Below are 24,048 nucleotides of genomic sequence, written 5' to 3'. Positions count from 1 at the left end.
ATTCTCCTTCAAAGATATACCCGTCATACTTCATGCCGCAGGTGCGTTGGCTGCACGCACGCAGCCGAGCCACTCTACCGTTTATCGCCATTGATGCCTACCGCTGAGGCCATCTCAGCGGCAATTGAGCTGCCCTAAAGAGGCCGAACGCTGTTGTGGTCCCGTAACCGTGACGCGCTCCAGCGTACAGCCACTGCCCAGGCTCTGCTGCTGGCGCTGGCTTTGCCAGCCCTCAACCTCATGGCCAAGCAGCGCCTGACCGGCAACATGCCAGGCTTGACGCTGCTGCCACTGTAGGCTGAAGCCCAGCGCCAGCGCGCGATGGTATTGCAGCAACGTGCTGATGGTCATCGCCAGCAATAACATCGCCACCAGCGTTTCTGCCAGACTAAAGCCCTGCTGCTGGCTGACACAGCTCCGGCTGCGACAGGGGACAGTAATCAATCCAGCCATGCTCTTGCGGCTGCGGCTGCGTGTTGCGCATCGATACCCAACGATAAAGCCACAGCGCCTGCCCTTCCCCATGTCCTGATAACAACGCATTGTCATCCTCCATTCTTAACAAGCAACTTTGCCACTGTTCTGCCGCCCACTGCTGGCATTGCCAGCCGGTTGCCAGCGGCCAGTTTTGTACGCTCCCCCACGCTAATGCAGCCTGCGCCTGCGAGAAATCCTTACTGTGCTGCTGCTCATCAGCCACTAACACCATGCCTTGCGACAGCTGGCTGCGCGTCGCGTGCAGCGTCAATCCGCCCATCAGTAACATCATCAGCACCATGCCCAGCGTGCTATTGCCGCGTTGCTTCACAGATTGATTCCTTCAATCCAGTTTTCCAGCGCCACACTTTGGTTACCGACGTGTCCGGCCAGCTGTAGAATAAGGCGCGAGCCTTGGCGTTCGACTTTGAAGGCATCAAGCGTGAGAAAGGCCGGATCGGACAGTTTCTCCCAGCCGCTGCTGTTGCACTCATCCACGCCACGCTGCATTTCCAGCTGCCCGCTGCGCAGTCGATAGCCGTAATAATCACTTTCGCTGTGGCCCACGCCCTCCCAGCGACCATTGCTGTTTTCATCCCAGCGCAGCAATACGCAACTGCCGTTAGCGACCAGCGTCAATGCCGAACCACTGCATTGACCGTGACAATAACCAGCACGACGCAATGCCTTTTGCAGCGTATGGGCGATCTGCTGCAGCTCCTGTTGTAACTGCACGCGCTGTTGCAGGCGCAGATTTTGTTCGAGCAGCAGCGGCAAAAAACGTCCGACGCTAATCATCAATACCGCGCCAATCGCCATGGCAATCAGCATCTCCAGCAGGCTGAACCCGCTTTGCGCTATTCGCATCCTTTCTCTCCCGGCTGGCAGGCGCGGATACGTGCTCTGGCGGAGATAATCAGGCGCCAACGCCCGGCATCGCTGGCGAGATCGATGCTGCCAGGGCGCCCGACATCGCGCCGACCGTAGAAACCGACGTCACCGGTGATCGCGGCGATACGCACGCTGTCATGCGGCGGTTTATACAGCCAGCGTGATGGCAGCGCGCAGCCCTCCGCGGGCTTTGCTCCTGCGCCAAGACAACCGTTCTCGCCTGGCTGCAACCACAGCGTAAGATCGCGATTATGCCAGTTGGCATGGGCACGCAGCCGCAGCAGGAATCCCTGCAGTTGCAGCACGCTGTCGCGCAGCTGTTGGTACTGCTGCCAGCGCTGCCAGCCTTGTAAGGCACCCACGCTGAGGATGCCAGCGATCACCATCACCAATAACAGTTCAGGCAAGGTGAAGCCGTGGTTATCGTTTCTGTTCATGGCGGCTAATTTGCCCGCCGAGAGGATGCCCAACAAGCGGCAGAGTGACGCGTTGGGGAATGCTGCGCAGGGAATCACTGGGATGTGCAGAGAGATACAGATTTTTGCGAGGCAGATTCAGAATAAATGTGCAGATAGAGGGTTAGTCACCATGAATGGCGACCTTACAGCTATTGAGCTCAGAGCATAAAAAAGCCCTGCTCGCATTGGCAGGGCTTTTCTTCCATCGCAGCAGCGTTAAATCGCTACGGGCGCTTTAATCGCTGGATGCGGATCGTAGCCTTCAATCTCGAAATCTTCGAACTGATAGTCGAAGATTGAGGCTGGTTTACGCTTGATCACCAGCTTCGGCAGCGGACGCGGTTCACGCGTCAATTGCAGTCGCGCCTGCTCAAGGTGATTGCTGTACAGATGCGTGTCGCCGCCAGTCCAGACAAAATCACCCACTTCGAGATCGCACTGCTGCGCCACCATATGCACCAGCAGCGCATAGCTGGCGATATTGAAGGGCAGACCGAGGAAGATGTCGCACGAGCGTTGATACAGCTGGCAAGAGAGCTTGCCGTTGGCAACGTAGAACTGGAAGAAGGCATGGCAAGGTGCCAGCGCCATCTGATCCAGTTCGCCCACGTTCCACGCCGAAACGATGATGCGGCGGGAATCCGGGTCGCGCTTCAGCTGCTCAATCACTTTGCTAATCTGATCAATCTCTTCACCCGAATTGCTGCCCCAGCTGCGCCACTGCTTACCGTACACCGGGCCAAGATCGCCGTTCTCATCTGCCCACTCGTCCCAAATCGTCACCTTGTTGTCTTTCAGATAACCGATGTTGGTGTCGCCTTTGAGGAACCACAGCAGCTCATGAATGATCGAGCGCAGGTGCACTTTCTTGGTGGTAACCAGCGGAAAACCGTCCTGCAAATTGAAACGCATCTGGTGGCCAAAGATGGAGAGCGTGCCGGTTCCGGTGCGGTCGGCCTTTTCTGCGCCTTCATTCAGCACATGTTGCATTAGGTCCAGATACTGTTTCATTTTACCTCACGAGTTTGTTGCTGCGGACGACGACGATACGCCCAAATCATCATTATCACCCCGGCCAGAATCATCGGGATCGACAAAATTTGTCCCATGCTGACGCCGCCTTCGAACAGGCCAAGCTGTGCATCCGGCTGGCGGAAGAATTCAACGATGATGCGGAATGCGCCGTAGCCAATCAGGAACAAGCCAGAGACGCTGCCCATCGGACGCGGCTTGCGAATAAACAGGTTCAGGATGATGAACAGCACGATGCCTTCAAGGCACAGTTCATACAGCTGTGACGCATGACGCGGCAGCACGCCGTAGGTATTCAGCAAATCCTGGTACTGCGGATTATTCGCCGCCAGCGCGATATCTTCGCTGCGTGAGCCCGGGAACAGCATGGCGTATTTGAAGTCTGGCGCCACGCGGCCCCACAGTTCACCGTTGATAAAGTTGCCAAGACGACCAGCACCCAAACCAAACGGGATTAGCGGCGCAATAAAATCAGCCACCTGGAAGAAGGTACGTTTGGTACGGCGTGCGAAGATCAACATCACCACGATGACGCCAATCAAGCCGCCATGGAACGACATACCGCCATCCCAAACCTTGAACAGATACAGCGGATTCTCAAGGAACAGCGGCAAGTTATAGAACAGCACATAGCCGATGCGGCCGCCGAGGAAGACGCCGAGGAAGCCCGCGTACAGCAGGTTCTCCACTTCTTCTTTTTTCCAGCCGCTGCCCGGTTTGTTGGCACGACGCGTCGCCAGCCACATGGCAAAGATAAAGCCCACCAGGTACATCAAGCCGTACCAGTGAAGCGAAACCGGTCCGATAGAGAAAATTACCGGATCGAATTGGGGAAACGAAATGTAGCCGTCAGTCATCTTTCACCATCGTTTTTTCTGCCCTGAAACGGGTCTGGCTAAGGGTTGATATAATAAAAGGCCGCGCATAATAGCACAGCCCGGGTATACAGAGTCCGGCAAGTTGTAACCGTTAACGCCCGCCGCGAATCAGGCCGCCTAAACCGCGACGCTCCATAAAGGTAGAGACTAAATGGCGCACTTCCGATGCCGTATGCGCCGCCTGTCCCTGCTCGCTGAGCTTCTGCGCTTCCTCAAAATCGAGATGGCGCAGCAGATATTTCACGCGCGGCACGTTTTTACCGTTCATGCTGAGGTGGTGATAACCCATCCCCACCAGCAGCGCGACGCACATCGGATCGCCGGCCATTTCACCACACAAGCACAGCTCCAGTTTGGCCTGGCGGGCTTCACTGGCAATGGTGTGCAGCGCCCGCAGCATCGCCGGATGCAGTGAATCATACAGATTCGCCACGCGCGTATTGTTGCGATCAACCGCCAGCAGATATTGCGTGAGATCGTTGGTCCCCACTGAGATGAAATCGATACGATCCGCCAGATGCGGGATCATAAACAGCATCGACGGCACTTCAATCATGATGCCAATGCGCGGCTTGGGAATCACATAGCCCAGCATCTCTTCCACTTCACGACCGGCGCGATCGATCAGACGACGCGCTTCATCAATCTCGTCGATATGGCTGATCATCGGCAGCAAAATGCTCAGGTTGCCGGATGCCACGTTGGCACGCAGCATGGCACGCACCTGCACCAGGAAGATCTCCGGTTGGTCGAGCGTCAGGCGGATGCCCCGCCAGCCAAGACAGGGATTCTCTTCGCTAATCGGCATGTACGGCAGCTGTTTATCGGCGCCGACATCGAGGGTACGTAGCGTGACCGGCTTGTCGTAGAACAGCTGCAACATGCCCTGATACTGCGCCACCTGCTCCTCTTCGGACGGGAAGCCGTTATGCAGCATGAAAGGAATTTCGGTGCGATACAGACCAATACCGTCAACCCAGCTGTCGAGCGCCCGCTCATGTTCCGGGCTAAGTCCGGCATTTAGCATCACCTGAACCCGTTCACCGCTTTTCAGCTCGCCGGGCTGCTCAACGACACCTTCGGCCATTTTGCTCAGCGCGTTCTCTTCGCTGATCAAACGCTGATACTCCTGCACCAGCACCGGTTCAGGATCGATCAGCACTTCGCCACGATAGCCATCAACAATCAGCAAACGTTTGTTGAGCTGCGCCGGTAAAATATCCGCGCCCATCACGGTTGGAATGCCCATCGCGCGCGTCAAAATCGCCGCATGTGAGTTGGCCGCGCCATCGCGCACCACCACACCGGCTAAACGCTCCTGCGGCAGTTCAGCCAGCGTGGTGGCGGTGAGTTCATCGGCGACTAACACGAAGCGTTCCGGCCAGGCATTGGTGCCGACCAGCGAATCATCGAGGTGGAACAGCAGACGTTGACCAAGCACACGCAAATCGCCGGCGCGCTCACGCAGATATTGATCCTGCAGATTGGCAAACTGCTCGGCGAACTTCTCGATCACCTGCTTAACCGCCCACTCCGCCACGGATCCGCGTTCGATCTCATCAAACAGATCTTTTTTCAGCCGCGCATCGGTGAGCAAGTGCGAGTAGAGATCGAAGATCGCCGCGCTCTCTTTCTGCACGCTGGCGGCAAAACGTTTACTGAAGCGGCGGAACTCGTTACCCGCCTCGCCCATCGCCATCACCAGACGCTCACGCTCACGCTGTACGTCAAGGGTGGAAGCGGCGGAGACCTGATCGAGCAGCGGCTGGGTTTCATCTACCCAGCCTGGCGCAACCGCCACGCCGGGTGACGCGGCAATGGCTTTGACGCGCGTCTGACGGAATTGTCCAAACAGTTGGCCGAGCTGCGACTGCGACAGCAAGCCCGCCATTTGCGTGGCGAGCGTGACGAGGAAGGACTCTTCGCTCTCATCAAACTGACGGTGTTCGCGCTGCTGGATAACCAACACGCCAAGCAGCTGGCGGCGGCTGATAATGGGTACGCCGAGGAAGGAGCGATAACGCTCCTCTTTAACAGAAGGAATGTATTTAAAGCTAGGATGGCTCTGCGCGTCGGCGAGGTTGATCGGCTCGGCTAACCGTCCGACGAGGCCAACAATGCCTTCGTCAAACGCCAGCGTGACCGTACGACCACGCGGCTTTTTTAGCCCGCGTGTCGCCATCAGGTAGTAGCAACGACGATCGTGATCGGCGAGATAAACCGAGCAAACCTCGGTTTCCATCGCAAGGCAAATTTCGTTTACCAGAATGTCGAGTGCTTCATTCAGACGTGGAGCACTCGCCACTTTCTCTACTATTTCGCGTAACTGAGTGAGCATAAAGGGCGTGGCCTATCCTCTTTTACGTCGTTGGGCGGCGTTATTGCGCTGCCCGGCACTCTCCTGCATAGACATCACCACGCCAGCGAACTCTTTCATGACGCGGCGATACACATCGCGCTTGAAAGAGACCACCTGACGCACCGGATACCAGAAGCTAACCCAGCGCCAACCGTCAAATTCAGGCGTGCTGCTGTGCTGCACATTGATTTCCGCGTCACTACACATCAACTGCAGAAGAAACCACTTTTGTTTCTGGCCGATACACACCGGCTTTGTGTCCCAACGCACCAAACGTTTTGGCAACTTGTAGCGTAACCAGTTTCGGGTTGAAGCAAGTATTCGAACATCTTTGCGGTGTAAACCCACTTCTTCGAACAGTTCGCGATACATCGCCTGTTCAGCGGTTTCACCCGGATTGATGCCTCCCTGAGGAAATTGCCAGGAGTGCTGTCCAAAGCGCCTGGCCCATAACACTTGTCCTTGCCTGTTACAGATTACGATACCAACATTCGGGCGGTAGCCATCATCATCGATCACTGGACTACCTCAAAGCTAAATTTGAATAGCCTGATTGTTTCACACTCCTTACAGGCGGTAAACCACTGGATACCGGGCTGCAAGCAGAATAAAAACAGGATAACTCACAGAGATGAGCCAAGTTATAAACAGCAAGGGGGATTTATCAGCGATCTTATTCACCTTTTCTGTGGATAGCTTTGTGCAGAACACGGGAATGACGTGAATAACCGCTTCGGAAAATTCTCATCGCCCAACCTTGAAATCACATTAAATTTGATATTTTTCATTATGATAAATTCATATTACTATTAAATGCCCATAAGGATCCTGGGTTATGCTCGCGTCTATTTTTTCGATCGGTCAAAGATCCATCAGCGACGTTTTTATCCACAGAGAACGCCCTAAACCTGGTCAAAGAAAGGAAAAAAAGCGTTCAAAACGCGAAAGTCAAGGCTGTAAATGGAAACAGGGGTAGGCGTAACAGGGGGTTACCCCATTTTTCTGTGGATAACCTGGTTCAACACCTGTTCATTGTCGATAACAAGCTGGGATAACCTTGCGATAACCGCAGACGCCTGGTGGTTATACGATTAAAAAAGCATGCTGAATCATGCTATTATCAGCGTTATTCACTTAACTGCCATGTGGACAAATCCAGGCCGCGTTTACTGTTCACTCTTCAACCAATGTGAGTTTTAGCATGCACTCCTCGCCCTTATTGTCATCGCCGCCTGAAAACGAAGCGGAATTACTGCAACGTGCCCAGCAGCTGGCAGGTCAGACATTTGCCGCGCTGGCGGCGCAGATCAACTTGCCTATTCCGGCGGATTTGAAGCGCGACAAAGGCTGGGTCGGCATGCTGCTGGAGCTGCATTTAGGTGCCAGCGCCGGCAGCAAAGCCGAGCAGGATTTCGCCCATCTCGGCATTGAATTGAAAACCATCCCGGTGGATGCACAAGGCAAACCGCTGGAGACCACCTTCGTCTGCGTCGCGCCATTAACCGGCAATAGCGGCGTCACCTGGGAAACCAGCCATGTGCGTCACAAGCTGGCGCGTGTGCTGTGGATCCCGATTGAAGGCGATCGTGCGCTACCGCTGGCCGAGCGGCGCGTGGGTTCACCGCTGTTGTGGCATCCCAACGAGGAAGAGGAGCAGCAGCTGCGGGAAGACTGGGAAGAGTTAATGGATATGATTGTGCTCGGCCAGGTTGAGCGTATTACCGCCCGGCACGGCGCCTGGCTGCAAATCCGGCCCAAAGCCGCCAACAGCAAAGCCCTGACCGAAGCGATTGGCGAACATGGCGAGCCAATCATGACGCTGCCACGCGGCTTTTATTTGAAGAAAAGCTTCACCGGTCCACTTTTAGCGCGACATTTTTTACTGTAAACGCATATTGCTGCCGATAACTTTAGGAATGATGCGATTACTCCTGGCGATGAAAGCATTTATTACTACACTTTTGCAGTTGAAGTCGCGAGAAGGAGATAAGAATGAAAGGGTTGGTGAGTGCAGTGGGTTTGGCGTTGGTGGCGGTATTGTTGAGCGGTTGCAGCAGTGATTACGTCATGGCGACCAAAGATGGCCGTATGATCATGACAGATGGCAAACCGGCCATCGATAAAGAGACAGGATTGGTGCAGTACACCGATGAGAAAGGCCATCAGATGCAGATCAATGGTGACGAGGTCTCAACCATCATTGAGCGTTAAGTGCCAAATTGCCAAGCCTGCACGCGTTTTCCCCTTGTGCAGGCGATTTCCCGAACTTTCCCCCCTTCCTTCCGCGCCGCTTGACACGTTATAGTCCCAAAGGACACAACATTCCCTTTCATAATGAAAAAAGGATGCCGGCAAATGCACTATCACCGTATTCCCCATAGCACGCTGGAAGTGAGTCAGCTGGGGCTTGGAACCATGACGTTTGGTGAGCAGAACAGCGAAGCCGACGCCCACGCACAACTCGATTACGCGGTTAGCAGTGGCATTAACCTGATTGATACCGCGGAAATGTATCCGGTGCCACCGCGCCCGGAAACCCAGGGATTAACCGAACAATATATTGGTAGCTGGCTGAAGAAGCGCGGCAGCCGTGACAAAATTATTCTGGCCAGCAAAGTTGCCGGACCAGTACGCGGCGCGGATGCCTCGATTCGCCCGCATCAGGCGCTGGATCGCAAAAATATCCGTGAAGCGCTGGATGCTAGCCTGAAACGCCTGAATACCGATTATCTCGATCTCTATCAGCTGCACTGGCCGCAGCGTCAGACCAACTATTTCGGCAAGCTGGGTTATCAATATACCGATTCCAGCGTGCCGGTCACGCTGCTGGAGACACTGGAAGCGCTGACGGAACAAGTGCGCGCAGGTAAGATTCGCTACATTGGCGTGTCGAACGAAACCGCGTGGGGCGTGATGCGCTACCTGCAGCTGGCCGAGAAGCATGAACTGCCGCGTATCGTCACCATCCAGAACCCGTACAGCCTGCTGAACCGCAGCTTCGAAGTCGGTTTGGCGGAGATCAGCCAGCATGAAGGCGTTGAGCTACTGGCTTATTCGAGCCTGGCGTTTGGTACGCTGAGTGGTAAATACCTGAACGGTGCGAAACCGGCCGGTGCGCGCAATACGCTGTTTAGCCGCTTTACCCGCTACAGCGGCGATCAGTCACAGCAGGCGATTGCCGCTTACGTGGCGTTGGCGAACAAGCACAATATGGATCCTTCGCAGATGGCGCTTGCCTACGTGCGTCAGCAGCCGTTTGTTGCCAGCACCCTGTTGGGCGCAACTACGCTGGAGCAGTTGAAGATTAACGTGGAGAGTTTCAATCTGACGCTGAACGCCGAGGTGTTAGAGGAGCTGGAAGCGATTCATCGCCAGTTTACTTATCCCGCGCCATAAATTGCATTTTGCATCCCTTGCGCAATAAATTGCGCCGCTACAAATATACGCACATTTCCGTAGCGGCGCGATTTATCGCGCGTAGTTCTAGCTTCATGCCAACTTTGCGCAATAAATTGCGCCGCTACGGTATGTTGCGCTGCGTTACTTACGGCTTTTCCACCACAGCACCGCAATTGCCACGGCGAAAATCGCACCGAATCCCACGCCGGTCGCCACCGCAGGCGCACCCAGCTTAATCGCCACGGTATACAACCCCAGCATCAGCAGCATGGCGCTGTTTTCACCCAGATTCTGCACCGCAATCGCGTTACCGGAACCCACGGATTCTTTGCCGCGCTCCTGCAGCAGCGCATTGAGCGGCACCACGAAGAACCCACCCAGCGCACCAATCAGCATCAGCACCAGATAAGCATTCAGCAAGCTCTGTTGTAACGCGAACACCACCACCATCACGCCAATCAGCACGCCCGCCGGCATGCAGCGACGCACGGTTTGCAGCGTCACCAGTTTTGCCGCCGCAGCCGCGCCAATCACGATGCCAATCGCCACCATCGCATTCAGCGTGGTCGGGGTTTTATTGTCGCTGATGCCAAGCGCCACCGGCACCCACAGCACCAGCAGGAAACGCAGCGTCACGCCTGCGCCCCAGAACAAGCTGGTGCCGAGCAGCGAGAAACGTGTTTCGCCGTTGCGCCACAGTATTTTGGTCGCCGCCACGAAGCTGCGCAGCATCGCGCCAAAATGCCAGCTCTGGCCCGGACGCGCTGCCGTCAGGCGCGGAATAAAGATATTCGCCACCACCGCCATGGCATACGTCATGGCACACACCACCAGCGCGGCGACCAGGTTCCAGTCCGCCAGAATACCGCCTGCCACTGAACCCAGCAGAATCGCCGCAATGGTCGAGCCTTCCATTAAGCCATTGGCTTTCACTAAGCGTTCACCGCTGGTGATTTCGGTCAGAATGCCGTACTTGGCCGGCGAGTAGGACGCCGCGCCAATCCCCACCAGCGTGTAGCCGAGGAACGGATTGAAGCCAAAGCAGATGATCAGCGCGCCCAGCAGCTTGAGGCTGTTGGCGAACATCATTACCCGACCTTTGGCGAAGCTATCTGCCATCTGCCCAACAAAGGGCGCGAGCAGAATGTACGTGGCAACAAACAGCATTTGCAGGATTGGCTGGCTCCAGTCCGGATAGAACTGATTCTTCAGCAGCGCCAGCGTGGCGAACAACAGCGCGTTGTCGCCAAACGCCGAGAAGAACTGCGCCACAATCACCGCCAGCATGTTGCGCGATAACAGCGGTGCATCCTTATTTAACACCTGGCTCATGCTTGTTCCTCTTCCGCCAGCTGCTTCAGGCTGACATAGTCCGGTTTACCGCTGCCCAGCATCGGTAGCTGTTTCATCACACGGATATCGCGCGGCACCGCCAGCTCCGGCGCACCGATCTCACGCGCCGCTTGCAACAAGGTGTCGCGGCCCAGTGCGCTATCGGTAGTGAACAACACCAACGCTTCACCACGATTGCCGTCCGGACGCAGCGATGCGGCATGCTGCTTCTCATGCGAGGCTTTCAGCGCGATTTGCTCAACGATTTCCAGCGATACCATCTCACCGGCAATTTTGGCGAAGCGCTTCGCACGGCCCTGAATCTGGCAGAAACCGCCTTCATCAAAGCTGACGATGTCGCCGGTGTCGTACCAGCCCGCTTCCATTTCGCCTTCGCCGTTATCGGCGACCGGCACTTCCAGCACGCCTGGATTCTCCACGCGCAGATAACCGTTCATCACGTTTGGACCACGCAATTGCAGGCGACCGCCCTGCTCAATGCCCGGTACCGAAATCAGACGCGAATCCATGCCGGGCAGAATACGGCCCACGGTGTGATTTTTTGCCGCCATCGGCACGTTAATCGCCACCACCGGCGCGCACTCGGTCACGCCGTAGCCTTCAAGAATGCGAATGCCGTATTTATCCATGTAGATCTGACGCGTCGCTTCCTGCAGCTTCTCCGCCCCGGCCACCACATAGCGCAGCCGCGCAAAATCATACGGGCTGGCGAAACGCGCGTAGTTGCCGAGGAAGGTCGAGGTGCCAAACAGCACGGTGCAGTTACGGTCATAAACCAGTTCCGGCACGATGCGGTAATGCAGCGGGCTTGGGTAGAGGAAGACCTGCGCGCCGGTCAGCAACGGCGTAAACAGGCCAACCGTCAAACCGAAAGCATGGAACAGCGGCAGCGCCGACATAAAACGGTCGCGCGGCGTGAAGTCCGCCACGGTACGAATCTGCTCTACGTTCGCCAGCAGGCTTTTATGTGAATGCACCACGCCTTTGGGATTGCCTTCTGAACCGGAGGTGAACAGCACCATTGCGGCATCTTCCGGCTGCTGCTTGACCTGCGCGCGGCGCGGCATCAGCAGATGCGCCACAATCCACACTTTGTCTTTCAGCGTGACGGTATCTTTCAGATCTTCCAGGTAAATCCACTGCACTTCTGTCAGGCCCTGCGGCAGATGCCACAAGTTGCCCTTTTCGAGGAACTGGCGTGAGGTGAAGACGGTTTTTACCTGTGAAGCGGTGAGCGCCGCACGCATGCCATTGACGCCCGCGGTGTAGTTGAGCATCGCCGGAACGCGTCCGCGCAGCGATGCGCCCAGGATCGCCGCCGCCGTCACCGTGGCGTTCGGCAGCAGCAGGCCCACGTATTCGCCTTGCTGACTATAGCGTTCAAGAATGCGCCCCACGCCGAGCGCTTTCTTCAGTAAACCGGTGTAGCTATCCGGCTTGAAGTTGACGTCTTCGATGCACGGCTTCATCAGCCCATAACGCTGGCGCGCATTAAGAAACGCCTCGAACAGCGTTTCACGCGGACGCACCGCCATGCGCGCTTCCATCATCACATGGTGTAAGTGCTCACCCGCCAGTTGACGGCGATCGCGCGCGCGTTTGGCTTCGGGCATCGGGATCACCGTCGCCGGCAGCACCGTCAAGGTGATGCGCGGGAACAGGCGGCGCTTAAACACGCCCGCCAGCCGACCAAACGGCGTATATTCCGCGCCTTCAATACGCATCGGCACCACGGTGGCGCCAGATTTCGCCGCCACAAAACCGGCGCCGCTGTAGATCTTCATCAGCGAGCCGGTCACGGTAATGCGCCCTTCCGGGAAGATCACCACCGGACGCCCTTCATTGATCATCCGCACCAGATGTTTAACCGACATCGGCTTGGTGGGATCGAGCGGCACGAAGTCGATAATCGGCTTCAGCAGGCGCATATACCACTGTTCGCTGATCGACGAGTAGACGGCAAACACCGGTTTGATCGGCAGAAACAGCGCCACCAACACCCCGTCGAGAAACGACATGTGGTTGGGGGTAATCAGCACTTTTTCTTTATGTAATGCCGTGAGATCGCCGCGCAACTCCACACGCCACAGCAGGCGGAACAGGAAACGGAAGAAGGTCAGTAACATGCCAGCTCCTTAGCATTCGCAAAAAATGGCTCTTACGATGCAGGATCTCAGGTTTTTCGACAAGTGGCGCGGTGATTTAAACGCAATTGCGGGACGGTGCGCTGTCTCACATCTCGGTCCGTGCTGGCTGTCTCCCTCCTCGGTCCGTGCTGGCTGTCCCCCTCCTCGGTCCTCCCCCGCGAGCGGGGGAGGAAGATGCTGCTACATGTTAGTGCTGAAGCTGCATGTGGCAGCGTCTCCTTCCCCTACTTGTGGGGGAAGGCCGGGATGGGGGGCAGCGAGCACAATTCAGCTACAGCGAGCAAACTGTTACCCATCAGCCCGGTTTGTACCTGAATGGCGACCTGGGTTACTGCGAACCCGCCTGCCAGCCACCGCGAGCGGGGGAGGAAGATGCTGCCATATGTTAGTTCTGAAGCTGCATGTGGCAGCGTCTCCTTCCCCCACTTGTGGGGGAAGGCCGGGATGGGGGGCAGCGAGCACAATTCAGCTACAGCGAGCACATTTTAACGACAGCGAGCAAACTGTTACCCTTCAGCCCGGTTTGTACCTGAATGGCGACCAGGCTTACTCATCCGCCTGCCAGCCGCCGCCCAGGGCGGCGATCAGCGCCACGCTGCTGACCCACTGGGTGCTCTGCAATGACAGCAAACTCTGCTGTGCGCTCAGGCTGCTGTTCTCGGTGGTGGCGACGTCGAGATAGTCGATCATCCCGGCATCATACTGATTGCGCGTGACCCGCGCCGATTCCTGCGCCGCGTCGGTGGCGCGCTGCTGCGAGGCAATCTCGCCCTGCAGGGTATTCAGCTGCACCAGATAATCTTCCACTTCGCCCATGCCCGTCAGCACCGCCTGGCGATAGCTGGCGACGCTGGCATCATAGGCGGCGCGCGCCTGTTCCACCTTCGACGAGGTAGCCCCGAAATCTAACAGCGTGCCGCTCAGCTCCGGCCCCAATGACCAGACACGATTGGGCAGCGAGAACAGGCTATTAATCGCCGATGAACTCACGCCGCCGCTGGCGCTCAGCGTCAGATCGGGATAGTAACCGGCAATCGCCACGCCCACCGCCGCATTGGCCGCTGCCACGTTACGTTCGGCGTAGGCGATATCGGGACGACGCTGCAGCAGCTGCGAGGGCAGGCTATTGGGGATCTCAGGTAACGCGGCATCCAGCTTCGCCACCGGCAGTGAAAAATCAGCCGGTGCGCGGCCCAGCAGCAGCGCAATCGCATGCTCCATCTGCGCGCGCTGCCACTGATAATCCTGCGCCGAGGCGCGAGCACTCTCCAGCTGCATCTGCGCCTGCGCTAAGGTGGCGCGCGATTCGCTGCCAGCGGCATATTTGTTTTCAATTACCGTCAGATAACGCTGATACGCATCAATGCTGCGCTGATAGAGCGCGATTTTCTCGTCGATGATGCGCAGCTGGAAATAGTCCTGCGCCAGCTCGGACTGCGCGCTCAGGGTGATATTCGCCAGTTCGGCTTTGCTGGCCTCGGCGCTGGCGTTGTTCTCCTCCAGCGTGCGGCGCAGTTTGCCCCACAGATCCAGCTCCCAGCTGGCGCTGAGATCGGCGGCGTGGCTGTTACTGACGCTGCGCTGTCCGCTGGTGCTGGCGCGGCTGCCGCTGCGCGTGCTGCTGGCGTCATAACCCAGCGACGGCAACAGCGCGGCGCGTGATTGCGCAGTCAGCGCCTGCGCTTCACGGTACTGCGCGGCATAGCTGGCGACGTTCTGATTGGAGATACTGACCTGTTTCAGCAGGCTATCCAGCGTGGCGTCGTGATACACCCGCCACCACTCGCCTTTGCTGGCGGTATCCTGCGGCGTCGCCTGCTGCCAGCCTTTAGCCTCTTTAAAATGGGTCGGCATCGCTATGGTGGGGCGCTGATAATCGGGACCAACGGCACAACCGGCCAGCAACAGCGCCAGCAGGACGGGAGTTATTTTCACGGACATTTTCATCTATCGGGATTCCACATGACGCAACCGCAGCCACTGACGCTGCGTGGCACGGCTTAAACGATCGAGCCAGAGATAAACCACCGGCGTAGTAAACAGCGTCAGCAGCTGGCTCAGCGCCAGACCACCGGCAATCGCCATGCCGAGCGGGCTGCGCAAGTCAGCATCACCACCGCTGCCCAGCGCCAGCGGCAGCGCGCCGAAGAAGGCGGCCAGCGTGGTCATCATGATCGGACGGAAGCGCATAAGACAGGCTTGGGTAATCGCCTGCTGCGGCGACATGCCCTGCGTGCGCTCGGCGTGAATGGCAAAGTCGATCATCATAATGGCGTTCTTTTTCACGATACCGATCAGTAGGATGATGCCGATCAGCGCGATCACCGTCAGCTGCGTATTGGTGAGCAGCAGCAGTAACAGCGCCCCGACGCCCGCCGACGGCAGCGTTGAGAGAATGGTGATGGGATGGATATAGCTCTCATACAGCACGCCGAGCACGATATACACCGCCGCCAGCGCCGCGATAATCAGCCACGGCATGGTGGCGGTGAGCTGGGCAAACGCCGCCGCCGTGCCGGCAAAACCGGCCTGAATGGTGGACGGCAAACCGAGCTGCGCCATCGCCTGCTTGATCAGCGCCTGCGCCTGCTCCAGCGATACGCCATCATTAAGGTTGAACGCCACGGTGCTGGTGGCCGATTGGCCCTGATGCGCCACCGACAGCGGCGCGTTGCCGCCTTTAAAGCTGGCGAACGCTGCCAGCGGCACGCGATCGCCGCTGTCGTTAATCACATACAGCTGCTGAAGAATCGCCGGATCGCGCGTGTAACTATCCTGCAGCGACATCACCACATGATACTGATTGAGCGTGTGATACAGCGTGGCGACCTGGCGCTGGCTGAAGGCGTTGTTCAGCATGGTATCAAGCATCTGCACGTTAACGCCGAGCCGGGTGGCGCGATCGCGATCGATGTTGATCACCACTTCCTGGCCGCCGGTTTGCGCATCGGAATCGACGCTGTTGAGCTGCGGGATGGCTGCCAGCGCCGCCTGCACTTTCGGCGTCCACTCGCGCAGCAGATCGAGATCGTCGGCCTGCAGGCTGTATTGATAGGTGGCGTTGGCGCTGCGCCCGCCGATATGCAGATCCTGCGCCGCCATCAGGAACATCTGCGCCCCAGCGATATGGCTGGTCTTCAGACTCAGGCGATTCGCCACTTCGGTGGCGGTGGCATCGCGCTGATCAAAATCCTTCAGCCGCACAAAGAAGTTGGCGCTGTTGCGCGAACCGAACATGCCGCTGCCCATCGACGACATCACGCTTTCTACCGCCGGATCGGACTGGATGATGTTAGTGAACTGCAGCATTTTCGGCTTCATCGCCTGAAAAGAGATGTTCTGATCGGCCCGCAGCGCGCCCATCAGCAGGCCAGTATCCTGATTGGGGAAGAAGCCTTTCTGCACCACCGAGAACAGGAACAGATTGAGCAGCACGGTCAGCACCAGGCTGAACATGGTCAGCTTTTGGTGCGCCATCACCCAGGTTAATCCGCGCGAGTAGGCCGCCAGCAATCCATTGAGCCGGTTTTCGATAAACTGATACAGCGGATGCGGCCGCTGAGTGACTTTCGCTTTTGGCTTGAGCAAGCGCGCGCACAGCATCGGCGTCAGGCTCAGCGACACAAACATCGAGATCAGCAGCGACACCGTCAGCGTCACGGCAAACTCGCGGAACAGGCGGCCGACGATGCTGCCCATCAGCAGAATCGGAATGAACACCGCAATCAATGACATGGTCATCGACAGCACGGTAAAGCTCACCTCCTGCGCGCCACGCAGCGCCGCACGCAGTGGGCTAAGTCCCTCTTCGATATGGCGCGTAATGTTCTCCAGCACCACAATCGCATCGTCGACGACAAAACCGGTGGCGATAATCAGCGCCATCAGCGACAGATTATCGAGGCTGTAACCAAGCAAATACATCACCGCGCAGGTGCCAATCAGCGACACCGGCAGCGCCAGCGCCGGAATCACCACCGCCTGCACGTTGCGCAGGAAGACAAACACCACGGCGATCACCAGCAGCATCGCCACCAGCAGCGTCTCTTCGGTGTCGTACAGCGAGGCGCGCACCGTCGGTGAACGGTCCACCACCACTTTCAGCTGGGTATCGGCGGGCAGATCTCTCTCCAGCGCTGGCAGCTGCGCTTTGATGGCATCAATGGTGTCGAGCATGTTGGCACCGGCCTGCCGTTTGATGCCCACCATCACCGATGGCATCGAATCCAGGAAACCGGCCTGATACTGATCTTCCACCGAATCGTAAACCGTGGCGACATCGTGCAGGCGCACCGCTTTGCCGTCCTGATAGCTAACGATCAGATCCTGATACTGCGCGGCTTTATCCAGCTGGCCGTTGCTGTCCACCACCCAGGATTGGCTGCTGCCCTGCAAAATGCCCTTCGGCTTATTGGTGGTGCCGTTAGCGATGGCGCTGCGCACCGTGTCGAGCGAAATGCCGTACTGCGTCAGCTTTAGCGGCTGCAGGTCGATGCGCACCGCCGGCAAGGCGCTGCCCATCAGCGACACTTCGCCCACGCCTTTTACCTGGCCCATCGCCTGCTCAATTTTGCTTTCGGCGAGATCGTAGAGTTCGCCCGGCGTGCGCGTGGCGGACGTCAGCGCCAGCATCACAATCGGCGCATCCGATGGGTTAGCTTTGCGGTAAGTCGGCAGCGACTCCATTGCGCTCGGCAGCAGGCTGCGCGCGGCGTTGATCGCCGCCTGTACGTCACGCGCCGCGCCGTTGATGTCGCGATCGAGATCAAACTGCAAAATCACGCTGGTCGATCCCTGCGAACTGGTCGAGGTCATTTCGCTAACGCCAGCAATTTGCCCAAGCGAACGCTCCAGCGGCGTCGCCACGGTCGCCGCCATGGTTTCCGGGCTGGCACCGGCTAAGCTGGCGCTCACCATAATGGTGGGGAAATCCACCTGCGGCAGCGGCGCCACCGGCAGCAGCCGATAACCCAGCGCACCGAGCAGCAGGATCGCCAGCGTCAGCAGCAGCGTGGCAACCGGACGGAAGATAAACAGCCGGGTTAAGTTCATTGATCGCCCCGCGCCTGTTGCTGCTTGCGCTGCATATAGCGCTTGCCGCGCTGGGCGATGCCATCAAACCACAGGTAGATCACCGGCGTGGAGAACAGCGTCAGCACCTGACTGACAATCAGGCCGCCGACAATTACCAACCCGAGCGGCTGGCGCAGTTCGGCACCGGAACCGGACGCCAGCATCAGCGGCAGCGCGCCGAGCAGCGCCGCCATGGTGGTCATCAGAATCGGGCGGAAGCGCAGCAAACAGGCCTGATGAATCGCCTCGCGCGCGCTCATGTGCTGCTTGTTCTCCGCTTCGAGCGCGAAGTCGATCATCATAATCGCGTTCTTTTTGACGATGCCGATCAGCAGGATCACGCCAATCAGCGCAATCAGGCTGAACTCGCTGCCGGCCAGCAGCAGCGTCAGCAAGGCGCCAACCGCCGCCGACGGCAGCGTCGAGAGGATGGTCACCGGGTGGATAAAGCTCTCATACAGAATGCCGAGCACCACGTACATGGTGATCAGCGCCGCCAGAATCAGCCACAGCGTGTTGCCGGTGGCGCTCTGAAACGCCGAGGTTTCGCCCTGATAACGCAGCGTGATGCTCGACGGCAGATTGAGCTGCTGCGTCACCTCGGCAATCGCCTTCTGCCCATCCTCCAGCGAATAGCCGCTGTTGAGGTTGAACGACACCATCACCGCCGGGAACTGATTCAGGCGCATGTGCATCAGCGAGCCGGTGCGCTGATGAATGGTGGCGATCGAGGTCAGTTTCACCATGCCGGTCGTTGTGCTGGTCTCATCCGACGACGACGTGCTGCTGTCGTCGCTGGATGAGCTGGTGCTGCTGCTGGTGACCGGCAGATAGACGTCATCAAACGACGCCGGTGATTGCTGATACTGCGGCGCCACTTCCAGCACCACGCGATACTGATTGGCCTGGGTAAAGATGGTGGAGACCAGCCGCTGGCCGAAACTGTTATACAGCGCAGTATCAACGTCGGCGGCGGTAATGCCGTAGCGCGCCGCTTTATCACGGTTCAGCTCGACGTAAGCCACGCGGCCCTGATCCTGCAGATTGCTCACCACGCCGTTGAATTCCGCACGCTGCTGCAACGCCGCCACCATTTTCGGCGTCCAGCTCACCAGGTTTTCGCTGTCGGCATCATCGAGCGTGAACTGATACTGGCTCGGCGACACCTGATCGTTAACGGTTAAATCCTGCGCCGGTTGCAGATAGAGCTGAATGCCCGCCACCTGCGCCGCCGCCTGCTGCAGCTGTTTGATCACCACGTCGGCTTTATCATCGCGATCGTCAAACGACTTGAGGTTGATCTGGATGCGCCCGCTGTTCAGGCTGGTGTTGCTGCCGTCGATGCCGATGGTTGATGACAAACTCTCCACCGACGGGTTTTGCAGAATCACTTTTGCCAGCGCCTGCTGGCGCTTCGACATCTCGCTAAACGACACATCCTGCGACGCCACGGTAACGCCCTGAATCAGGCCGGTATCCTGGGTCGGGAAGAAGCCTTTCGGGATGGCGATATACAGCAGCGCGGTGAGCGCAAAGGTCGCCAGCGCCACCAGCAGCGTCAGCTTTTGATGATTCAGCACCACCGTCAGCAGGCGATCGTAACCGCGCACCAGCTTGTCGAACAGCTCGCCGCCTTTGCGCGAAAAGCGCGACTGTTTCTCCGGCGGAATGTGCTGCAGCAGATAAGCGCACAGCATCGGCGTTAGCGTCAGCGACACCACCATCGACACCAGAATCGATACCGCCAGCGTGATGGCGAATTCGCGGAACAGGCGGCCAACCACATCTCCCATAAACAGCAGCGGGATCAGCACCGCAATCAGCGAGAAGGTCAGCGAGATAATGGTGAAGCCAATCTGCTGCGAGCCTTTCAGCGCCGCCTGCATCGGCGTTTCGCCCTCCTCCAGCCGCCGTGAAATGTTTTCTACCACCACAATCGCATCATCGATAACGAAGCCGGTGGCGATGGTCAACGCCATCAACGACAGGTTATTCAGGCTGAAGTCGGCCAGATACATCACGCCGAAGGTGCCAATTAGCGACAGCGGCACCGCCACGCTCGGAATCAGCGTCGCCGCCACGTTGCGCAGGAACAGGAACGTCACCATCACCACCAGCGCCACCGACAGCATCAGCTCAAATTGCACGTCGCTGATCGAGGCGCGAATGGTTTGCGTGCGATCGGACAGAATGCTCATCTTCACGCCGTCCGGCAGCGCCGCCTGCAGCTTCGGCAGCTGCGCTTTGATGCTGTCCACCACCTGAATTACGTTGGCGCCGGGCTGGCGCTGCACGCTGACCACAATCGCCGGGCTGTTATTCGCCCACGCCGACTGGAAGCTGTTCTCCGGTCCTTGTTCGATATGCGCGATATCTTTCAGCCGCAGCGCCGCGCCGTTTTGATAGGTGATGATCAGATTGCCGTACTCATCGGCGGTGCGCAGCTGGTCGTTGGCGTCGATGGTCACCGAGTGATATTTGCCGTCGAAGCCACCTTTCGAGCCGTTAACGTTGCTGTTGCTGATGAGCGTATTCACGTCTTCCAGCGACAGCTTATGCGCCGCCAGCGCTTTCGGATCCATCTGCACGCGAATCGCTGGCTGATGGCCGCCCGCCAGCGTCACCATGCCGACGCCGTTAATCTGCGACAGCTTGAGCGCCACGCGCGTGTTGACCAGATCCTGCACCTGGGTCAGCGGCAGCGTGTCGGAGCTTACCGCCAGGGTGATCACTGCGGTATCGGCCGGGTTAACCTTTTTATAGGTCGGCGGATTCGGCAGATCGCTCGGCAGCAGGTTATTGGCCGCGTTGATTGCCGCCTGCACTTCCTGCTCGGCGACATCCAGCGACAGATCGAGGCTGAACTTCAGCGTGATGATTGACGATCCGCTCGAACTGGTCGAGGTCATCTGGCTCAATCCGGCCATCTGCCCCAGCTGGCGCTCCAGCGGTGAGGTGACCGATGACGCCATCACATCCGGGCTGGCGCCGGGATAGAGCGTGGTGACCTGAATAGTCGGGTAATCCACCTGCGGCAGCGCCGAAGTCGAGAGAAAGCGATAGGAGAAAATCCCGGCGATCAGCACGCCGACCATCAGCAGGATGGTGGCGACCGGACGCTGGATAAACAGGCGCGACGGATTCATTGGCTTGCCGCGCTCGCGCCGGTTTTGCTCTCATCGGCCAGCTGCACTTTGCTGCCGTTGGTCAGCCGATCAATGCCCTCGGTCACCAGACGATCGCCCGGTTCCACGCCTTTAAGGATCGCCTGCTGATCGTCACCGAACGTTGGCCCGGTGGTGACGGCTTTGCGCGTCACGGTGTTGTCTTTATTAATCACAAACACAAAGCTGCCGTCGCTGCTCAACTGCAGCGCCTGCGCCGGAATCACCGTGGCATTTTTCAGGATGCTGGTTTGCAAACGCAGGTTCACAAACTGGTTGGCGAACAGCGCTTCATCTTCGTTCGGGAAGGTGGCTTTGAGCGCGATGGTGCCGGTTGCGGTATCAATTTGGTTGCTGATGAACTGCACCTCGCCCTGCGCCAGCGGCGTGCTGTTGTCCTGATCGAAGGCGGTGGCCGGTAAGCTTTGTCCACCGTGCAGCGCTTTGGTCAGCTGCGGAATGTTGCTTTGCGGCACGCTGAAGGTGACGGCGGCGGGCTGCATCTGCGTCACCACCACAATGCCGGTGGTATCGCTGGTTTGCACCATGTTGCCGGGATCGACCAGGCGCAAACCGACGCGTCCGCTAATCGGCGAGGTAATGCGCGCGTATTCGATATCCAGCTTGGCGCTGGCGATCTGCGCTTCATCGGCGGCCACCGCACCTTTATATTGCCCCACGGTGGCGGTTTGCGTGTCGAGATCCTGACGCGACAGCGAATCCTGCGCCGCCAGTTTCTGATAACGCACCAGCGTTAACTGCGCGCTTTTCAGCAACGCCTGGTTCTGATTGAGATCGCCCTGATATTGCGCCAGCGTCGCCTGATAGCTGCGCGGATCGATCTGCGCCAGCAGCTGACCGGCGCTGACTTTCTGCCCTTCGGTGAAGAACACTTTTTCCAGCTGACCGGCCACGCGGCTGGTCACCGTGACGCTGGCGTTGGGGATCACCGTGCCGAGCGCATTGAGATACTGCGGCACATCTGCCGTACTGGCCACGCCGCTGTGCACCAGCGTAGCGCCGCCCATCATCGCCATGCCCGGCGGGCCGCCCGCGCCCGCGCGATGTCCCCCGCGCGCGCCCTTCTCTGCGCCGGGCGGCATGCCGCCGTGCCCGCCAACCACGCGCCAGATCACGCCCGCTACCAGTAACAGCACAAGCAAAAGAAGCAGCCATTTCAGCCAGCGAAAAGAGGAGGAGCGGGAAGCGTTGTTAGTCATCAGAGTCTTCAGGTTAACAAGGAAACGGAAAATCCCCTGTAAAACAGGGGATTATTTCAATGGGAAATCATCACTTCGCGCATTATCGGCTGAATGCCCGCGCGAATTCCATACGCGAACCGTAAGGGTTTCGTTAAGAGATTCAGGATTGCCAGCCGCCGCCCAGCGCCTTGTACAAGGTGATTTTCTGGCTGAGCTGGCCGAGATGCGCGCCGATCAGTGACTGCTGCGAACTGTAAAGCGATCGCTGGGCCACTAACACATTGAGATAATTGTCGACGCCCTGCTTAAAGCGCAATTCGGAATAGTCGTAGTCGCGCTGATTGGCACCGACCTCCTGCTGCAGCGCCGTCAGCTGATCCTGCCAGGTATCCTGCCCGGCCAGCGCATCATTCACCTCTTTAAATGCGGTCTGGATCGCCTTCTCATAGTCAGCAATTTCAATGCGTTTCTCGATATGCGCGATGTTGAGGTTAGCGGTATTTTTACCGCCGTCAAAAATCGGCAGGTTAATCGATGGCATAAACGACCACGCGCCGGTGCCGCCGCCCAGCAAACTGCCGAGCGAGCTGCTGGTGGATCCGCCGGACGCCGTTAGCGTGATGCTGGGGAAGAAGGCAGCCCGCGCCGCGCCGATATTGGCGTTGGCCGCTTTCAACGTATGCTCATCGGCCATGATATCCGGACGACGCGTCAGCAGATCCGACGGCAATCCGGCAGGCGTCGCCGGGAACTGCCAGTGGGCATCGAGCGTGGCGTGTGACAGCAGCGTGGCGGGCAGATCGGTGCCGACCAGCAGGCGCAGCGCATCAACATCCTGCCGCACCTGGCGCGTGTAGCTCGCTACGTCAGCCTGCGCCGCGCGCACCGTGCTCTCGGCCTGCGCCAGATCCATCGCGCTGCTGGCGCCGCCGTTATAGCTGAGTTGGGTGATGCGATACGACTCCTGCTGGCTTTGCGCAGTACGTTGCGCCAGATGCAGCAGATCGTTATCCGAGCTCAGCGTCAGCCACGCCGTCGCCACTTCCGAAATCAGTGAAATGCGCGTGGCGCGTTCGGTGGCGGCGCTCGACAGGTAGGTTTCCTGAGCCTGATCGCTCAGGCTCTGCAGGCGGCCAAAGAAGTCCAGCTCCCATGAGGTGACGTTCAAACCGCTGTTGAGTTCGTGATAGGTCACCGCGCCGGTGCTTTTGGTGTTGTAGAGATTGGCCGGTTCATGCGCCGACGTCTGGCTGGCGCTGGCGCTGATTGACGGCATCATCGCCGCGCGCTGCACCGTCACGCCCTGCTGCGCCTCTTCGACATTCAGCGCCGCCACGCGCAGGTCACGGTTGTTGTCGAGCGACAGCTGAATCAGGTTGCGCAGCGTGGCATCGGTGAAGAAGTTCTGCCACGGCAGATCGGCGACGTTGCCGACCGGCGTTGGCTGATCGTATTTGGCGTCCACCGGCATTGCCGGACGCTGATAGTGCGGCGCCAGCGTACAACCGGCCAGCACCAATGCCAGCGGCAACAGCGCCAGGCGGAGATTTTTACTGTTCATTGTCAATATTCTCAATATGTTATGCCGTGCAGTTTGCCAGGTGCACATTAATGC

The 24,048-nt window shown here is 58.3% G+C and carries 18 protein-coding genes; 3 read left to right on the top strand and 15 right to left on the bottom strand.

Going from position 1 to position 24,048, the window contains the following annotated elements; all coding sequences use genetic code 11:
• Positions 1-114: 114 nt before the first annotated feature.
• The 8 genes from WFL93_RS20050 to rppH form a co-directional block, all read right to left on the bottom strand.
• On the bottom strand, positions 115-372 hold the full coding sequence (locus WFL93_RS20050) for a prepilin-type N-terminal cleavage/methylation domain-containing protein (RefSeq protein WP_442955897.1): 258 nt from the start codon (positions 370-372) through the stop codon (positions 115-117).
• A 16-nt stretch (positions 373-388) separates the two neighbouring features.
• Entirely contained in the window at positions 389-808 is a 420-nt protein-coding gene (locus WFL93_RS20045) for a DUF2509 family protein (RefSeq protein ID WP_336778889.1), read from the bottom strand.
• Complete coding sequence (locus tag WFL93_RS20040; protein ID WP_336778888.1) at positions 805-1,344, bottom strand: prepilin peptidase-dependent protein; 540 nt, start codon at positions 1,342-1,344, stop codon at positions 805-807. Before WFL93_RS20040 ends, WFL93_RS20045 begins: the two co-directional genes overlap by 4 nt.
• Complete coding sequence (locus WFL93_RS20035; protein WP_336778887.1) at positions 1,335-1,805, bottom strand: prepilin-type N-terminal cleavage/methylation domain-containing protein; 471 nt, start codon at positions 1,803-1,805, stop codon at positions 1,335-1,337. The genes WFL93_RS20040 and WFL93_RS20035 overlap by 10 nt, the downstream gene beginning before the upstream one ends.
• Before the next feature lie 237 nt (positions 1,806-2,042).
• Positions 2,043-2,837, bottom strand: a complete 795-nt coding sequence (gene thyA, locus WFL93_RS20030) for a thymidylate synthase (protein ID WP_336778886.1) — start codon at positions 2,835-2,837, stop codon at positions 2,043-2,045.
• Complete coding sequence (gene lgt, locus WFL93_RS20025; protein WP_007890935.1) at positions 2,834-3,715, bottom strand: prolipoprotein diacylglyceryl transferase; 882 nt, start codon at positions 3,713-3,715, stop codon at positions 2,834-2,836. Before lgt ends, thyA begins: the two co-directional genes overlap by 4 nt.
• A gap of 112 nt (positions 3,716-3,827) precedes the next feature.
• On the bottom strand, positions 3,828-6,074 hold the full coding sequence (gene ptsP / locus WFL93_RS20020) for a phosphoenolpyruvate--protein phosphotransferase (protein ID WP_007890934.1): 2,247 nt from the start codon (positions 6,072-6,074) through the stop codon (positions 3,828-3,830).
• 12 nt (positions 6,075-6,086) lie between these two features.
• Positions 6,087-6,614 carry an RNA pyrophosphohydrolase gene (gene rppH, locus WFL93_RS20015; RefSeq protein ID WP_007890933.1) on the bottom strand — a complete coding sequence of 176 codons (528 nt, stop codon included), beginning with the start codon at positions 6,612-6,614 and terminating at the stop codon, positions 6,087-6,089.
• A gap of 682 nt (positions 6,615-7,296) precedes the next feature.
• Between rppH and mutH the strand changes: the two genes are divergently transcribed.
• The 3 genes from mutH to WFL93_RS20000 all read left to right on the top strand — a co-directional run bounded on the left by mutH (position 7,297) and on the right by WFL93_RS20000 (position 9,491).
• Positions 7,297-7,983, top strand: coding sequence for a DNA mismatch repair endonuclease MutH (gene mutH, locus WFL93_RS20010; RefSeq protein WP_007890931.1), 687 nt, complete (start codon positions 7,297-7,299; stop codon positions 7,981-7,983).
• Positions 7,984-8,087: 104 nt separating this feature from the next.
• On the top strand, positions 8,088-8,306 hold the full coding sequence (locus WFL93_RS20005) for a YgdI/YgdR family lipoprotein (RefSeq protein ID WP_007890930.1): 219 nt from the start codon (positions 8,088-8,090) through the stop codon (positions 8,304-8,306).
• 144 nt (positions 8,307-8,450) lie between these two features.
• Positions 8,451-9,491 (top strand): NADP(H)-dependent aldo-keto reductase, encoded by a 1,041-nt coding sequence (locus WFL93_RS20000; RefSeq protein WP_049852626.1) that lies wholly within the window; start codon positions 8,451-8,453, stop codon positions 9,489-9,491.
• A gap of 144 nt (positions 9,492-9,635) precedes the next feature.
• Here WFL93_RS20000 and lplT read toward each other — a convergent pair whose 3' ends face one another.
• The 7 genes from lplT to WFL93_RS19965 form a co-directional block, all read right to left on the bottom strand.
• Positions 9,636-10,826, bottom strand: coding sequence for a lysophospholipid transporter LplT (lplT, locus tag WFL93_RS19995; protein WP_336778885.1), 1,191 nt, complete (start codon positions 10,824-10,826; stop codon positions 9,636-9,638).
• On the bottom strand, positions 10,823-12,973 hold the full coding sequence (aas, locus tag WFL93_RS19990) for a bifunctional acyl-ACP--phospholipid O-acyltransferase/long-chain-fatty-acid--ACP ligase (protein ID WP_336778884.1): 2,151 nt from the start codon (positions 12,971-12,973) through the stop codon (positions 10,823-10,825). The genes lplT and aas overlap by 4 nt, the downstream gene beginning before the upstream one ends.
• 567 nt (positions 12,974-13,540) lie before the next feature.
• Positions 13,541-14,941 carry an efflux transporter outer membrane subunit gene (locus WFL93_RS19985; RefSeq protein WP_442955896.1) on the bottom strand — a complete coding sequence of 467 codons (1,401 nt, stop codon included), beginning with the start codon at positions 14,939-14,941 and terminating at the stop codon, positions 13,541-13,543.
• A complete protein-coding gene (locus tag WFL93_RS19980; RefSeq protein WP_336778883.1) occupies positions 14,942-18,046 on the bottom strand; it encodes an efflux RND transporter permease subunit in 3,105 nt (1,034 codons plus the stop codon).
• On the bottom strand, positions 18,043-21,213 hold the full coding sequence (locus WFL93_RS19975; RefSeq protein WP_336778882.1) for a multidrug efflux RND transporter permease subunit: 3,171 nt from the start codon (positions 21,211-21,213) through the stop codon (positions 18,043-18,045). Before WFL93_RS19975 ends, WFL93_RS19980 begins: the two co-directional genes overlap by 4 nt.
• Positions 21,210-22,451, bottom strand: coding sequence for an MdtA/MuxA family multidrug efflux RND transporter periplasmic adaptor subunit (locus WFL93_RS19970; RefSeq protein WP_336778881.1), 1,242 nt, complete (start codon positions 22,449-22,451; stop codon positions 21,210-21,212). The genes WFL93_RS19975 and WFL93_RS19970 overlap by 4 nt, the downstream gene beginning before the upstream one ends.
• A 142-nt stretch (positions 22,452-22,593) precedes the next feature.
• Entirely contained in the window at positions 22,594-23,994 is a 1,401-nt protein-coding gene (locus tag WFL93_RS19965) for an efflux transporter outer membrane subunit (protein ID WP_336778880.1), read from the bottom strand.
• Positions 23,995-24,048: the final 54 nt, after the last annotated feature.

The organism is Pantoea sp. USHLN256, assembly GCF_037149875.1.
Taxonomy (GTDB): domain Bacteria; phylum Pseudomonadota; class Gammaproteobacteria; order Enterobacterales; family Enterobacteriaceae; genus Pantoea; species Pantoea nemavictus.
The sequence above is the reverse complement of the archived record's forward strand: the minus strand, read 5'-3'. Positions and strand labels throughout refer to the sequence as shown.